This window comes from Ralstonia mannitolilytica, assembly GCF_000954135.1.
Lineage (GTDB): Bacteria > Pseudomonadota > Gammaproteobacteria > Burkholderiales > Burkholderiaceae > Ralstonia > Ralstonia mannitolilytica.
Genome location: NZ_CP010799.1, coordinates 244,966 through 258,454 on the forward strand (window position 1 = coordinate 244,966; position 13,489 = coordinate 258,454).

Below are 13,489 nucleotides of genomic sequence, written 5' to 3' on the forward strand. Positions count from 1 at the left end.
GGCGCACATGTTTCCAACGCCCTCCTCGCCCGCCCAGCCCGATCCGGCCGAGCCGTCCGCCGCGCTTGCGGCTGCCCTGGAGTCCTTCGACCGGTACTACGACGACGTCCTGCTGCCCATGTGGCTCGGCCCCGGCTGGAATGCACAGGCCGGCCTTTGCTATGAAGCGCTCGTCCAGGGCAGCGATGCGCTGGTGCCTGCCTCTGCCTCGCGCTACCGGGCGATGGCGTGTGCGCGGCAGCTGTACACGTTCGCCCGCGCGACGCAGCTTTCCGCCCGGCACCGCGATGTCAGCGCCGAACGCGCCGCCGCTCTGTGCCACGCACTCGACACACGGTTTCGCGACACCCTCCACGGCGGGTGGGTGTTCGCGATCGACAGCGCGCTGGCGCCGCAAGACACCACGAAGGATCTGTACACGCACGCGTTCGTGCTGTTTGCGGCGGCCCACTGGCTGGCCGTGAGCGACGACCCGCGTGCCGCCGCGCTCATGCGCGACGCGCACGACGTGATCACACATCGCTTCGCGCACGTGGGCACGACGCCGCTACCCGTGGCAGCAATGGACGCCACCTTCAGCCAGACCGTGTCAGGCGTCGCGCAGAACCCCGTGATGCACCTGACCGAGGCGTACCTGGCCGCCGCCGCGCTGCGCGAGGCGCCCGCCTGGGCCGAAGCCCGCGTGCACGCCCTGGCAGAAGGCATCCTCGCGCGCTTCATCGACACGCACACCGGCAGCATCACCGAGTTGCCGATCGACGCGCCGAACACCGACAACCGCATCGAGCCCGGCCACCAGTTCGAATGGTTCTACCTCGTGCGCGCGCATGCCGAGGTGTTCTCGCGCGCCGGCGCCGGGCGCCGGCTGGCCGAGACGCTGGCCCGCGCCGTCGACAGCGCCTGCCGCCTGGGCGTGGATGCCGACACCCATGGCGTCTGCCTGGCGCTCAACCTGGACGGCACGCCGCGCGACGCGAGCCAGCGCATCTGGGCGCAAACCGAGTACGGCCGCGCGCTGGCGCTGTGCACCGGGACGCACGGTGCGATGCTCGCGCAGATGCTGCCGGCGTGGTCGGCGCGCTTCCTGCACGCGCACGGCTGGAACGAGGTGATCGACGCCACGGGCCAGCGCCTGCGCGCCGACATGCCGTCGAGCACGCCGTACCACATCACCACGTTCTACGAGGCGATCCGGGCAGCCCTGTCCGGCTCGTCCGCACGTTGTACCCAAGCTGTTGAGTGAGACACATCATGCATACCCACAACCCCAATGAATCCAAGGCCCGCGCCATCTTCCGGGTGGTCAGCGGCAACTTCCTGGAGATGTACGACTTCATGGTCTACGGCTATTACGCCAAGGCCATTGCCGACACCTTCTTCCCGGCCGGCAACGAGTTCCTCTCGCTGATGCTCTCGCTGGTGACGTTTGGCGCGGGCTTCCTGATGCGCCCGCTGGGCGCGATCTTCCTCGGCGCGTACATCGACCGCCACGGCCGCCGCGCGGGGCTGATCCTCACGCTCGCGCTGATGGCATGCGGCACGCTGCTGATCGCGGCGGTGCCCAGCTACGCCAGCATCGGGCTGGCCGCGCCGCTGCTCGTGCTGATCGGACGCCTGCTGCAAGGCTTCTCGGCGGGCGTGGAGCTGGGCGGCGTGTCGGTCTACCTGGCCGAAATCGCGACGCCGGGCCGCAAGGGCTTCTTCGTGAGCTGGCAGTCAGGCAGCCAGCAGGTGGCCGTGATGTTTGCCGCGCTGCTGGGCGTGCTGCTCTCGCTGGCGATGCCGCCGACTGAAGTGAGCGCATGGGGCTGGCGCATCCCGTTCGTGGTCGGCTGCCTGATCGTGCCGTTCCTGTTCATCATCCGCCGCTCGCTGCGCGAGACGGAAGAATTCGAGAAGCGCAAGCACCGCCCCGACATGGCGGAGGTCTTCCGCTCGATGGTCGAGAACTGGCGCCTGGTGGGTGCAGGCACGCTGCTGGTCGTGATGACCACCGTGTCGTTCTACCTGATCACCGCGTACACGCCGACCTTCGGCAAGAGCGTGCTGCACCTGTCCGACATGGACAGCCTGATCGTCACGCTGTGCGTGGGCGCATCGAACCTGTTCTGGCTGCCGGTGATGGGCGCGGTGTCCGACCGCGTCGGCCGCCGTCCGCTGCTGATCCTCTTTACGGTGCTGATGCTGCTGACGGCCTATCCGGCCATGGTGTGGCTGGTGGGCGCACCGTCGTTCGCGCGACTGCTGGCGGTGGAGCTTTGGCTGTCGTTCCTGTATGGCAGCTACAACGGGGCAATGGTCGTCACCCTCACCGAGATCATGCCGCCGGCCGTGCGGACCACGGGCTTCTCGCTGGCATACAGCCTCGCCACCGCCATCTTTGGCGGCTTCACGCCGGCGATTGCCACGTGGCTCATCCACGCTACCGGCAACAAGGCGATGCCGGGCGTGTGGGTGTCGTTCGCTGCGCTGTGTGGGTTGATTGCCACGCTGGCGGTGGTCAAGCCGGCCGGCAAGCATGTGCATGGGGCGGCGACTGTGTCCTGATTGGCTGGTGCTGATTGCTGTGTATGGAGGTCCCCTGGGGTGTTGGCTCTGGGGGATTTTTTTGTTTGTGGTGCATCCGTTGTTTCACCCCCTGCCGGGGGCGACTCACTTTCTTTGTCTTGCCAAAGAAAGTAAGCAAAGAAAGGCGCGCCCGATGCGGCGAAAGACTCCTTGAATTTCTGTGACCGTGCGGGGAAGGAGGCAAACTCGCTGCGCTCAGACAAGCCTCCTTCCTTTTTCCGCCCGCTCACACAAATTCAAGGCGCCGCACAGGGCAGGGAAAGGCCAAACCATCGATTACCAGTGCCGTAGCAATCCACAGCACAACGCGAAGCAAAGCGAGCAACAGCAACACAATCCAGAGCCACCCACGTCAGCACACCGACGGTGTGGCCTTTGACGTTCCTGCCCTAGATGGCGCCTTGGATTTTTGTAAGCGGGCGGAAAAAAGACGGGAAACTGTCTGAGCGAAGCGAGTTTTTCCCGTCTCCGCACGGTTACAAAAATCCAAGGAGGGGGTCGCCATCTCGGGCGCGCCTTTCTTTTGCTGACTTTTCTTTGGCAAGACAAAGAAAAGTAAGTCGGCCCCGGCAGGGGACGATACAAGGGATGCGCCACCAGCAACAAAATCAAGCAACACCCCCCCAAAACCCCTACTGAATCACCAACCCATTAGGCCCCACCACCCCCAACTCCACATAGTGCGACCCAGGCCGAGACCGGTCCGAAAAATCCACCACAAACCCACCGCCCACATCAAAGTTGCGCAGGTGCGCCAGTTCGCGACGCACCTGCTCCCGCGTAGGCTTGGGCCCCGCACGCCGCATCGCTTCAGCGAGTACCTTGGCGGCAACAAACCCCTCCACTGCCCGGAACGACGGCTCAACATCCTTGGCGCCCACCACGGCACGCGCCCGGTTGAATTCTCGGATGATCGGGTTCACGGCCTTGCCGGGGTTGGGCATCACCAACGCGAGCGAATAGCCGCGCACCGCATCGATGCCCGCCACCTTGAGCAGGATGCCGGGGTCGATGGACGACAGTCCCAGCAGTTGCGCGCCGCCGCCGCGCGCGCGGTATTGCTTGACGAACTGCGCGGCCGGCTCGGCAGTGGCGCCAAGGAAGATCGCCTGCACATCGGCGTCGAGCAGCTTGTCGACAGCCGCACCCACCGCTGCGGTATTGCGCGGGTACGAGGCGGTGGCCGCAATCGCCAGCTTGTGGGCCTTGAGCGTGCCCTCCACGCCGGCCAGGGCTTCCTTGCCCAGCGCATCGTCCTGGTACAGCACGCCGATGCGCGTAATGCCGATGGTGACGAGCGCGCTCACCATCTTGTCGATCTCCTGCTGGTAGCTCGCCTTGATGGGGAACACGAGGGGGTCGCCGGTCATGGTCGAGGCACCGGTGGCCGGGCCGACGAGCGGCAGGTTCGCTTCGGCCAGCACGCGGTTGCGCATCAGCGCTTCGACATTGGCGGTACCGACCACCGTGAGCACCGCGACAGGGTTGTCGATGCGCGCCATGTCGCGCACGTTGCGCACGGTCTGCTCGACTTTTTGTTCATCGTCGCGGGCGACCAGGCGGATGGTCTCGCCATTGATACCGCCTTCGAGATTGAGCCAGTCGAAATACAGCCGCGCGCCGGCGTGGAGCGCCCGCCCCGTCGCGGCCTGTGAGCCCGTGAGCGGCAAGGACTGGATGACGCTGATATCGGCCTGGGCGGCCGATGCCGACAGCATGGCGCCCGCCGCAAGCACGGCGCCCCATGGCCGGCGCAGGCCCGCCAGCCAGCGCGCGCTCCGGCAGCGCGCGTGATTTCCCGTTTGCATGATTCGCACCCTTCACCGCGGCCTCATGGGCGGCGGCGTTTTGTCGAGATCGCGGCGGTTGTCCGTCCTGCGATCCACTTTGTCGTTGTATGGCGTCCAACACGGTGACGCGGCCGATAGCCTGCCATCGCGCAGGGGCTTTCGACAAGCCCTGCCAGCCGTTTTAGACTCGCCGGATCGTCCCTGTCGCAAACCCGCCATGCCGCAGCGCATCCTGCCCACCGACATCGAAGGCCGCACGCCGCCCACGCCGGCACGGCCGGTGCGGCTTTACACGCGGCAGATGGACGCCAACACGCGCTTCCCGCGCCACACGCATCCGTGGGCGCAGGTGGCGTACAGCCACAACAGCGTGCTGCGCGTGCAGGCCGGCGATACGGCGTGGGTCGTGCCGCCCTCGCGGGCGATCTGGATTCCGCCGGGTATCGAGCACGAGGTGTGGGTCGTGGAGGCCGCCTTCCTGCGCACGCTGTATGCCGACCCGTCGGTGGTGACGGGCACGCTCACGCAGTGCCGCGTCATGGAGGTCTCGCCGCTGCTGCGCGAGCTGATTGCCGCGATGGACGTGCGCCAGCCCTTGCCCGCGGCGCGCGAGCAGGCGCTCGCCACGCTCATCCTCGACGAGCTGCGCCGTAGTGCGCCGCTGCCGCTCGATCTGCCGATGCCCGCCGACAAGCGCCTGCGCGCCCTGTGCGAGCGCGTGATGGCCGACCCCGGCACATCGCTCACCTTTGACGATCTTGCCCGCCACGTGGGCGCCAGCACGCGCACGCTGGCGCGGCGGTTCCGCGATGAACTGGGTGTGAGCTTCTCGCAATGGCGACAGCAGGCCGTGCTCGCCAGCGCCATCCCGATGATGTCGCAGGGGATGCCGCTCGCGCAGGTGGCGCAGGCGCTCGGCTACAACAGCCAGAGCGCGTTTTCGGCGATGTTTCGGCGCGCCTTCGGCAGCAGCCCGAGCGCGTTCCTGCACCGGCCCGGCAGCGACGAGCCCAACTGAGCCGCCGCGAAGCCGCGGGGCTAAATCAGCGGCATCGCCATCGCAGGCAACTGCACCGCAAAGCGTGCGCCGCCACCGGGCGCCGCGTCGAGGCGCACCTCGCCGCCGTGCACGAGCGCAATGCGGCGCACGATCGCCAGCCCGAGGCCGAAGCCGCCGGTGTGCCGATCGCGGCTCGCATCGAGGCGCAGGAACGGTTCGAACACGCGCGCGCGGTCGGCAGGCGGAATGCCGGGCCCGTCGTCCTCCACCGTCAGGCACAGCGCACCTGCCGGGCCCGCTTCGGCCCGGATGATGATGGTGTGCTGCGCATAGCGTGCGGCGTTGCGGATCAGGTTGAGCAGCGCGCGTGCCACCAGACGCGGGTCGCATACATGGTGCGTAGGTGCGGCATCGGCGTGTACCACCAGCGCGAGCTGGCGATCGGCCACGTCATTGGCAACGCTGCCGACCACGCTGTCGAGCCATTCGCCCACCGCCACGCGCATCAGCACGAGGTGCGTGGCGCCCTGCTCGAGGCGGCTCAGCGCAAGCAGCTCGGTCACCAGTTCATCGAGTTCCCGCACGTCGCGGCGCAGGGCATCGACGCGGACGGCGCGCTGATCGTCGGACAGCGGTGACTGCAGCAGCGCGATGCCGAATTCCAGCCGCGCGATCGGCGTCTTCAGCTCGTGCGAGATACCGTTCATCATCTCGCGCTGGTGCTGGATCGAGCCCTGGATGCGCTCGGCCATGTCGTCGAACTGGCGCGCCAGCGCATACACGTTCGAGCGTTTGCGCAGATTGGCGCGCGTGGACAACCTGCCGGCACCAAAGGCGCGTGCGGCCTCTTCGAGCGTGCGCAGGTCGCGCCAGTGCGACCACACCCACAGCATCAGCGGCAGCAGCGCGGCAATGGCAATCAGGCCGTAGGCCATCGCCTTGATATGGCTGTAGTCGATGTCGTCGGCGTGCGCGTGCAGCACGGCGCCGTCCCGCAGCGGCAGGTAGTAGTCCTTGCCGTTCGTCAGCAGCACGAGCTTGTCCTGGGCGAGGTCGCGCCGCTGTTGCGCGGACAACGCAGGCACGGCGGCCGGATCGACGACATCGAATCTCTCCCACGCGTTGTCGTTCAGCCGCGCGATGGCAGCCTCGCGGGCGTCGCCGGCGCGATCGAGGTATTCCCGCAGGGCGAAGGCGTAGCCTTTGCGCAGTTCGCGCTCGCCGTGCGTGAGCGTGTCATGAAACAGCAGGACGAACGACTTGTTGACGGCGACCAGCGCCAGCGCAGCCGCCAGCACGACCATCGCATACAGCTTGAACAATGACTTGAACACGCTCAATCCTCCCAGGCCGAGGGGCTGAACAGGTAGCCGCGCCCCCAGATCGTCTTGATCTTGTGCGGCTCGGGCGACGCGTCGCCAAAGCGGCGGCGCAGGCGCGAGATGCCGGAATCGACCGTGCGGTCCAGCCCGTCGAATTCAATGCCGCGCAGCTGCTTGAGGATGTCGTCGCGGCTGAGCACGGTGCCGGCGGCGCGCGCCAGGATCAGCAGCAGGTTGAACTCCGCCGTCTTCAGATCGACCGGCTGCCCGCGCCACGTGACGGTGCGGTTCGGCGGCGAGATGACGAGTTCGCCAAAGACCAGCGTGTCGTCGCGCGGCGTCGCCGGCTCGGACGTCGACATGGCCGGCGACGCGCGGCGCAGCAATGCGCGCGCGCGGGCCACCAGCAGACGCGGCTCGATCGGCTTGAGCACGTAGTCGTCGGCGCCGATCTCGAGGCCCGCGACCTGGTCGTACGTGTCGACGCGGGCGGTCAGGATCAGCACCGGCACGCGCGAAAACGCCCGGATGCGCCGGCACACCTCCATGCCGTCCATGTGCGGCAGCATCAGATCCAGGATCACCAGCGCCGGCTGGTGCTCGCGCACGGCGGCCACGGCGATGTCACCGCGGCGCACCACGTCGACCGCAAATTCGTAGTTGCCCAGGTATTCACTGACAAGCTGCGCGAGGCGATCGTCGTCCTCGATCAGCAGCACCTTGGTCTTGAGCGGCCCCTCGGTCATCGCTCATACCCCCGTTTGTTCTTTTGATGGCCGGCAGTGTATGCGCGCTGCCTTGCGAGTGGTTGGCCCGGAAAAACTTGCAGACACTCGCACACAATTGCGCACAACTTCCCGGCAATTTCCAGACAGACGTGCGGGCGGCCACTGGCCAGACTGCGGGCTCTTCCTTCTTCCGAAGATCCTTCAAGAGGTCCCGACCGTGTCCAAACGTCTCTCCCGTCTTTCCCTGCGGTTTTCCGTGCCGTGTCTGGCCATGCTGACCGGCCTGTGGCTGCCGTCGCCGGTCCATGCCGACGAGGCGTCGTATTCGCTGTCGCTCAACGTGGGGGCGGCGCCGCGCTACGAAGGCAGCAAGCAGTACACCGTGACCGCCGGGCCAGGCTTCCGGGCGGACTTCGGCAACGGCTGGTTCATCGACCCGCTGCAGGGCGGTGCCGGCTATGCCATCCGCTTCCTGAACGGCATGTTCGCGTCGGCCGCGCTGTCGTACGACGCCGGCCGCACCGAGCGCAACCGCTACGGGCGCGCAGGCTCGGACCACCTGAAGGGGATGGGCGACATCAAGGGCGCGTTCCTGGGCGTGTTCACCGTCGGCACCAAGGTGTGGGGCGACGCCACCGCCAGCGCCACGTTGGAAGTGCCGATCAGCCACCGCGAGCGCGGCTGGTCCGGGCATCTCGACCTGAACACACCCGTCGTGGAATGGGGCAACGACACGATCAGCGTGAACCCGAGCCTGCACTTCGGCTCGCGCAAGTACATGCAGACCTATTTCGGGGTGACGCCGCAACAGTCGGCCAACAGCGGCTTTGCCGAGTACGACGCCAAGGGCGGCGCCACGGCCGTCTCCGTCACGGTGGCGTGGCGGCATACCTTCTCGCGCCACTGGGCACTGCAGACCGCCGTGGGCGCCACGCGCCTGCTCGGCAACGCCTCCAGGAGCCCGATCGTGCAGACCAGGCAGAGCTACTTTGGCGGCACGGGGATCGTCTACACCTTCTGAGGCGGCACGCTCAGGCGAGCGCATCGAGCCAGGCGATGGTCTCGCGCCACCACGGCGCCCCCGACGACGCACGGAAGAAACCCATGTGGCCGACGGCCTTGGCGCCCAGCGCGGCGCCACCCACCTGCCGCCGCGTGACACGGGCGGCCGGAAACTGTGCGACGAGCGCATCGATGGCGCGCGCGGGCGCGAAGGCATCGTCGTCGAATCCCCAGGCAAGCAGCGGCACGTTCAGCCGCGCGTAGCGGGACGTGTCCAGACCGGCGCGCGGCGCGAACACGTAGCCGCGCCGACGCGCCAGCCTGGCCCAGTCGGCGAGGATGGTGGAAGGGATCTCCATCGGCCCCATGCCGATGCTCGACAGCGGCAGACAGCCGCCGCGCGCGGACCGCACGGCCAGCGGAATCCGCACGTGCAGCAGCCACGCAAACTGCACGCGGCCCAGCCCGCCGCCCCAAGGCCACAGCCGCGCATTGGCCAGGGAAGACGCCACCTGCACGAGCGCATCGGCATGCACGATGTGTGGGGCCAGGGCCGCCAGTTGGCCCCCCGCGCTGTGTCCGAGCACCACCAGCCTGCGGCCGCCGCAGCCTTCGGGGACGAGCGTGTCGCGCACCCACTTCAGCACGGCGTCGATGTCGTATCGGCCCCAGTCGGCAAAGCGCGGCACGCCCGGGCCGCTCGCAAGCGCCGGCCCGATGCCGCGATAGTCGAACGTCACGACGCGCCAACCGGCCAGGCACAGCGCCCGCGCGAAGGCATCGTAAAACTGGCGCGGCACGCCGAGCGCCGAGCAGATCACCACCGTGCCGCGCGCGCCCAGGCCGGGGCTTGTGACGGTCACCGGCAGCGTCCAGCCGTCGGCGGTGCGAACGTGGTCTTCGCGGGTGGGAAGCGCATCGGCGGGGTAGTCGATGGGATCGCGCTGCATGGGCACTCCACTGGGCGGGTCGAGGTGCCTGCAGTATTGGCGGCGCCCGGCGGGGTCACAATTACGCGACAGGTAATCGCGGCACCTACTTCCGTCTGCTTCAATACCGCCATGAACCCGCGCCAGTCCGAAGACACGCCCGCCATGCTTGATGAAGCCCGCAGTGCCCCGGTGCCCGCCGAGCCGCCCGAGGCGGCAGGCTCCCGCTTTGCGCAACTGCTGCGCTTCTGGCGCAACCGGCGCGGCTACAGCCAGTTGGCCCTCGCGCTGGCGGCTGGCGTGTCGCAGCGGCACGTGAGCTTTCTCGAATCGGCCCGCGCGGCCCCGAGCCGCAACATGATCCTGCAGCTTGCCGAAGAGCTGAACGTGCCGCTGCGGCATCGCAACCAGATGCTGCTGGCCGCGGGCTTCGCACCGGCCTACCCCGAGCAGGGCCTGGGCGCCCCGGCCGACGAGGCCTCCCCCATGATGCAGGCCGTGCGCCACGCGGTGAAGCTCATCCTCGACAAGCAGGCGCCGTATCCGGCCATCGTGCTCGACCGCTTCTGGCACCTGCTGGATGCCAACACCGCCCACCGCCGCCTGATGCGCTGGGCCATCGGCGACGACCGGTCCGAAGGCGCGCCCGGCGCGGTCAACATGATGAAGCTGGTGTTCGACCCGACGGCGCTGTGGCCGGCCATCGTCAACCGCGAGGCCGTTGGGCGCTACCTGGCCCGGCGCGTTCGGCAGGAACTGGCGCTGCACGCCATCGACCCGGCCACGCAGCGGCTGCTGGACGACATCCGGGCGCTGCAGCCGGCGCTGTTCGAAGCGGCCGATGCGCCCCTGCCGACCGGGCCCGCAGCCGATGCCGGCGACCCGCCGCCGTTCCTCCCCGTCACGCTACAGCGCGATGGCCTGACGATCTCGCTGTTCACCACGCTCACCACGCTGGGTACGCCGCGCGACGCCGGGCTGCAGGAGATGCGCATCGAGTGCTTCTATCCGGCCGACGAGGCGTCGCGGCGGGCGCTGGAGCGTATGACGTTGTAAGACACGCCGCATTGCAACGAGAATCATTCTCATCTATATTGGCCGGTCGATTTTGCCCTTCGTCCGGCGGCCATGGCGCCGCCAATGTGCTCGATGACCGACCTGTCACATCCCCCGCTTTCCACCCAACCGGCCGCCCGCCCTGCCAAGGCCAAGGCCGATCACCCGGCGAATCGCCGCGCCACGGTCGTGCGCTGGCTGCGCAAGACGCATGGCTGGTTTGGCCTATGGGGTGCGGTGATGGGGCTGATCTTTGGCGTGTCCGGCATCTGGCTGAACCACCGCGCGGTGATGAAGCTGCCGGTGGCGCAGCAGCGCACCAACACGCAGATCGCGCTGCCTGACCCCGTGCCGGCCACGCCGGAGGCCATGAACGCCTGGCTGCAGCAGGCGCTGAAACTGCCGGAGCCGGCCGCCCGCGTGCGCGTGGAAAAGGCCAAGCCGGTGGCCTGGGCCGAGCGCCCCGCCAAGGGCAAGGACGGCGAGACCACCGCCAAGCCGCTGATGCAGCCCGAGCAATGGACATTCAACTTCGGCAGCGCCACCACGCAGATCCAGGCGGAATACTGGGCTGGCAACCGCTCGGTAGCGATCCGCCAGACCGACAACGGCTTCCTCGGCACGCTGATGAACCTGCACAAGGGCGTCGGCATGACGGTGCCGTGGATTCTGCTGGTGGATACGCTGGCCGGCTGCCTGATCTTCCTGTCGATCTCAGGCCTGTGGCTGTGGGTGTTGACCACCAAGCGCCGCACCGTCGGCTGGACGATCTTCGGATTGGGCAGTCTGCTGGCGATCGGTCTGGCCATCGCGCGCCTGTAGCGCGCTAGGCCGGCGGTGCGGACGACGCCACCGCCGCCGTCTCGCGCTTCTCGCCGGCCGGCCCAACCCGCGTCATCCACTCCTCGAACGCCGGCGAAGTCTGCAGCACCGTCGCCGGCGTCGCCAGCGCGACTTTTTCCTTGTCGAACGTGTCCTTCACCACGACGTTGAAGGCGCGCAGCACATCGGCCTGCTTCTGCGGCAGCGTCTTGAAGCGGCCCTTGACGATCATCGCGCCGCCCTCGAAGCGGTCCAGCCCGAAAATCTCGGCCCCGCCCAGCAGCGTGTACGCAAAGCGCGGTTCGCCGGCCACCTGGTCCGCGGCAGCGCGCACGAGCTCGATGGCCTTCTGCGGATCGGCATCCATGGCCACCCGCACTTCGAAATCGGCAAACGAGTAGTCGCGCGAGAGGTTGCGCACGGTCTTGATCTGGCTGAACGGGATCGACAGCACGGCGCCCGTGCCGTCGCGCAGGCGCACCGTGCGGATGGTCAGGTTGACGACGCTGCCGGAGGCCACGCCCACATCGACCACGTCGCCCACGCTGATGGTGTCCTCCATCAGGATGAAGATGCCGGTGATCAGATCCTGCGCCAGCGACTGCGCGCCAAAACCCACCGCAAGGCCGATGACCCCCGCGCCGGCGACCAGCGGCGTCACGTTCACGCCGAGATTGGCCAGCACGCCAATGCCCGCCGTCACCACGAGCGTGACCTTCAGCCCGTTGCGCAGCAGCGGCAGGATCGTGCGCGCCCGCGTGCTCGGCTGCGCGCGCGAGGTGGCCGGCGAGAGCGCCTGCAGGATCGCCGTATCGAGCAGGATCCACACGAGCCATGTGGCAAACACCGTGCTGATGAGCCCGACCAGCGCATCGGCGATGCGCTTGCCGTTGACGGAGCTGTGCGTCACCTCCACCAGCGTGTGGCCCCACACGCGCAGCACCAGCTCGACGAACACGATCCAGATGCCGAGCTGCAGCAGCGCGGTGAAGAACTGCTTGAGCCGCTCCACATACGGCGACGTGCGTGCCATCCGCAGGCGCAGGCGCCAGCTGGCGCGCGGGCGCACCACCACCGTCAGGAAGAGCGCTGCCACCAGCAGCAGCGACGTCATCACCGCACGGCGCGAAACGGCGTCGACGTTGTCGGGCATGGTCAGCGTGGCGAGCAACGTCACGCCGGCCAGCAGCACCACCGGCACCGGCCATAGCGTCGCCATCAGGCTGCGGAGCTGGTTGCCGGCATGCTCGCCCTGGCGCAGCTCGAGCGGGCGGTTGGCGATCAACTGGCCGACAGCGCGACGGGACCACAGCGCGCCCACCGCGAGCATCAGGGACGAAACGGCGTTGCACGCGGTGGCCAGCAGCAGGCTGAGCGCACCACCCAGCACCAGCGCGACGCGCGGATCCACCAGCGCATCGCCGCAGGCGCCCAGGCTCGCGGCCAGGAAGATCGGCCACATGCAGCGGCGCAGCAGGTACTCCACCGCCACGCGCCGGTGCGCGCTGCCCGCAAACAGCGAGAACAGCATCGCCACGCCCGCCGTGATGATCGCGCCCCACACGATCGCGTAGGCCAGCACCACCGCCAGCACGAAGCCGGGCGAGGCGCTCTCGCCCAGGCGCATCAGCACCGCGAACGACACGGCCCACGGGCCGATCTTGCGCAAGGCGTCGATGAACAGCGCCCGCGTGGTCGGGTGCCGCCCCAGCCCCGCCTGAATGCCGAAGACGCGGCGCAACACCCAGCCCAGCCCGAGCAGGCCGCCGGCAATCGCCGCCCAGATGCACACGGTGCCGACAAAGTCGGCCGCAAGACGTGCGCGCTTGTCGGGGGCGAGGAGGAGGCCCACGTCGCCGCTGGCCGCTTCGATGCGGCGAAGCCAGTAGCGCGGGGCGCCGGCCTCGACGTCGGCCTGCAGCGAGCCGTTCTCGATGAGCGAAGCCACCGCGCCGAGCAGCCCCGGCGCCTGCTCGGCCTGCGCATGCTGCTGGGCCGCCACACCGTCGCGCAGCTGCTTGAGCTCGTTGACGAGCGCGGCGCGCTGCTGGTCGTTGTCGAGCAGCGTGATGACGGTATCGAGCGACTGGCGCGTCTGCGCAGGATCGGCGGCGGGCGCCGAGGCACTGGAGGTGGACGTCGGCAGCCCGGCAAGCCTGGCAAACGGCACCGGTGCCGACTGCGCCGTACCGGCCATCACGAGAAACCATGCCGCGATCCACCATCGCCGGCAGCAGAACAGGATACGAGTAGGCATGACGAAAGAAAGCGC

11 protein-coding genes are annotated in these 13,489 nt (G+C 68.3%); 6 read left to right on the top strand and 5 right to left on the bottom strand.

The window, feature by feature from the left end:
- Nucleotides 1-7: 7 nt before the first annotated feature.
- Both TK49_RS01210 and tcuC read left to right on the top strand, forming a co-directional pair.
- Nucleotides 8-1,243, top strand: coding sequence for an AGE family epimerase/isomerase (locus tag TK49_RS01210; protein WP_045785085.1), 1,236 nt, complete (start codon nucleotides 8-10; stop codon nucleotides 1,241-1,243).
- 8 nt (nucleotides 1,244-1,251) lie between these two features.
- A complete protein-coding gene (tcuC, locus tag TK49_RS01215) occupies nucleotides 1,252-2,547 on the top strand; it encodes an MFS transporter (RefSeq protein WP_045785086.1) in 1,296 nt (431 codons plus the stop codon).
- A gap of 653 nt (nucleotides 2,548-3,200) precedes the next feature.
- Here tcuC and TK49_RS01220 read toward each other — a convergent pair.
- Nucleotides 3,201-4,376, bottom strand: coding sequence for an ABC transporter substrate-binding protein (locus TK49_RS01220; RefSeq protein ID WP_045785087.1), 1,176 nt, complete (start codon nucleotides 4,374-4,376; stop codon nucleotides 3,201-3,203).
- 199 nt (nucleotides 4,377-4,575) lie between these two features.
- On the opposite strand from TK49_RS01220, the gene TK49_RS01225 reads away from it, so the two are divergent.
- Nucleotides 4,576-5,376, top strand: a complete 801-nt coding sequence (locus TK49_RS01225) for an AraC family transcriptional regulator (RefSeq protein WP_045785088.1) — start codon at nucleotides 4,576-4,578, stop codon at nucleotides 5,374-5,376.
- Between the two features lie 20 nt (nucleotides 5,377-5,396).
- Here TK49_RS01225 and TK49_RS01230 read toward each other — a convergent pair whose 3' ends face one another.
- Both TK49_RS01230 and TK49_RS01235 read right to left on the bottom strand, forming a co-directional pair.
- On the bottom strand, nucleotides 5,397-6,692 hold the full coding sequence (locus TK49_RS01230) for an ATP-binding protein (RefSeq protein ID WP_045785089.1): 1,296 nt from the start codon (nucleotides 6,690-6,692) through the stop codon (nucleotides 5,397-5,399).
- Nucleotides 6,693-6,694: 2 nt separating this feature from the next.
- A complete protein-coding gene (locus TK49_RS01235) occupies nucleotides 6,695-7,426 on the bottom strand; it encodes a response regulator (RefSeq protein WP_045785090.1) in 732 nt (243 codons plus the stop codon).
- 199 nt (nucleotides 7,427-7,625) lie between these two features.
- Between TK49_RS01235 and TK49_RS01240 the strand changes: the two genes are divergently transcribed.
- Nucleotides 7,626-8,429, top strand: a complete 804-nt coding sequence (locus tag TK49_RS01240) for a MipA/OmpV family protein (protein WP_240479894.1) — start codon at nucleotides 7,626-7,628, stop codon at nucleotides 8,427-8,429.
- A gap of 10 nt (nucleotides 8,430-8,439) precedes the next feature.
- Here the strand turns inward: TK49_RS01240 and TK49_RS01245 are convergent, their stop codons facing one another.
- Nucleotides 8,440-9,360 (bottom strand): alpha/beta hydrolase family protein, encoded by a 921-nt coding sequence (locus TK49_RS01245; protein ID WP_045785092.1) that lies wholly within the window; start codon nucleotides 9,358-9,360, stop codon nucleotides 8,440-8,442.
- A gap of 144 nt (nucleotides 9,361-9,504) precedes the next feature.
- Between TK49_RS01245 and TK49_RS01250 the strand changes: the two genes are divergently transcribed.
- Both TK49_RS01250 and TK49_RS01255 read left to right on the top strand, forming a co-directional pair.
- Nucleotides 9,505-10,395, top strand: coding sequence for a helix-turn-helix domain-containing protein (locus TK49_RS01250; protein ID WP_099050669.1), 891 nt, complete (start codon nucleotides 9,505-9,507; stop codon nucleotides 10,393-10,395).
- A 93-nt stretch (nucleotides 10,396-10,488) separates the two neighbouring features.
- Nucleotides 10,489-11,217: a PepSY-associated TM helix domain-containing protein gene (locus TK49_RS01255; protein ID WP_045787679.1), complete on the top strand. Its 729-nt coding sequence runs from the start codon at nucleotides 10,489-10,491 to the stop codon at nucleotides 11,215-11,217.
- Between the two features lie 4 nt (nucleotides 11,218-11,221).
- Here TK49_RS01255 and TK49_RS01260 read toward each other — a convergent pair whose 3' ends face one another.
- Complete coding sequence (locus TK49_RS01260; RefSeq protein WP_045785094.1) at nucleotides 11,222-13,474, bottom strand: mechanosensitive ion channel family protein; 2,253 nt, start codon at nucleotides 13,472-13,474, stop codon at nucleotides 11,222-11,224.
- Nucleotides 13,475-13,489 lie beyond the last annotated feature (15 nt).

What these genes read in the sequence shown, in the direction of transcription:
- TK49_RS01260 (WP_045785094.1), bottom strand. Translation starts at nt 13,474, where the DNA reads ATGCCTACTCGTATCCTGTTCTGCTGCCGGCGATGGTGGATCGCGGCA.
- TK49_RS01250 (WP_099050669.1), top strand. Translation starts at nt 9,505, where the DNA reads ATGCTTGATGAAGCCCGCAGTGCCCCGGTGCCCGCCGAGCCGCCCGAG.
- TK49_RS01210 (WP_045785085.1), top strand. Translation starts at nt 8, where the DNA reads ATGTTTCCAACGCCCTCCTCGCCCGCCCAGCCCGATCCGGCCGAGCCG.
- TK49_RS01220 (WP_045785087.1), bottom strand. Translation starts at nt 4,376, where the DNA reads ATGCAAACGGGAAATCACGCGCGCTGCCGGAGCGCGCGCTGGCTGGCG.
- tcuC (WP_045785086.1), top strand. Translation starts at nt 1,252, where the DNA reads ATGCATACCCACAACCCCAATGAATCCAAGGCCCGCGCCATCTTCCGG.
- TK49_RS01255 (WP_045787679.1), top strand. Translation starts at nt 10,489, where the DNA reads ATGACCGACCTGTCACATCCCCCGCTTTCCACCCAACCGGCCGCCCGC.
- TK49_RS01235 (WP_045785090.1), bottom strand. Translation starts at nt 7,426, where the DNA reads ATGACCGAGGGGCCGCTCAAGACCAAGGTGCTGCTGATCGAGGACGAC.
- TK49_RS01225 (WP_045785088.1), top strand. Translation starts at nt 4,576, where the DNA reads ATGCCGCAGCGCATCCTGCCCACCGACATCGAAGGCCGCACGCCGCCC.
- TK49_RS01245 (WP_045785092.1), bottom strand. Translation starts at nt 9,360, where the DNA reads ATGCAGCGCGATCCCATCGACTACCCCGCCGATGCGCTTCCCACCCGC.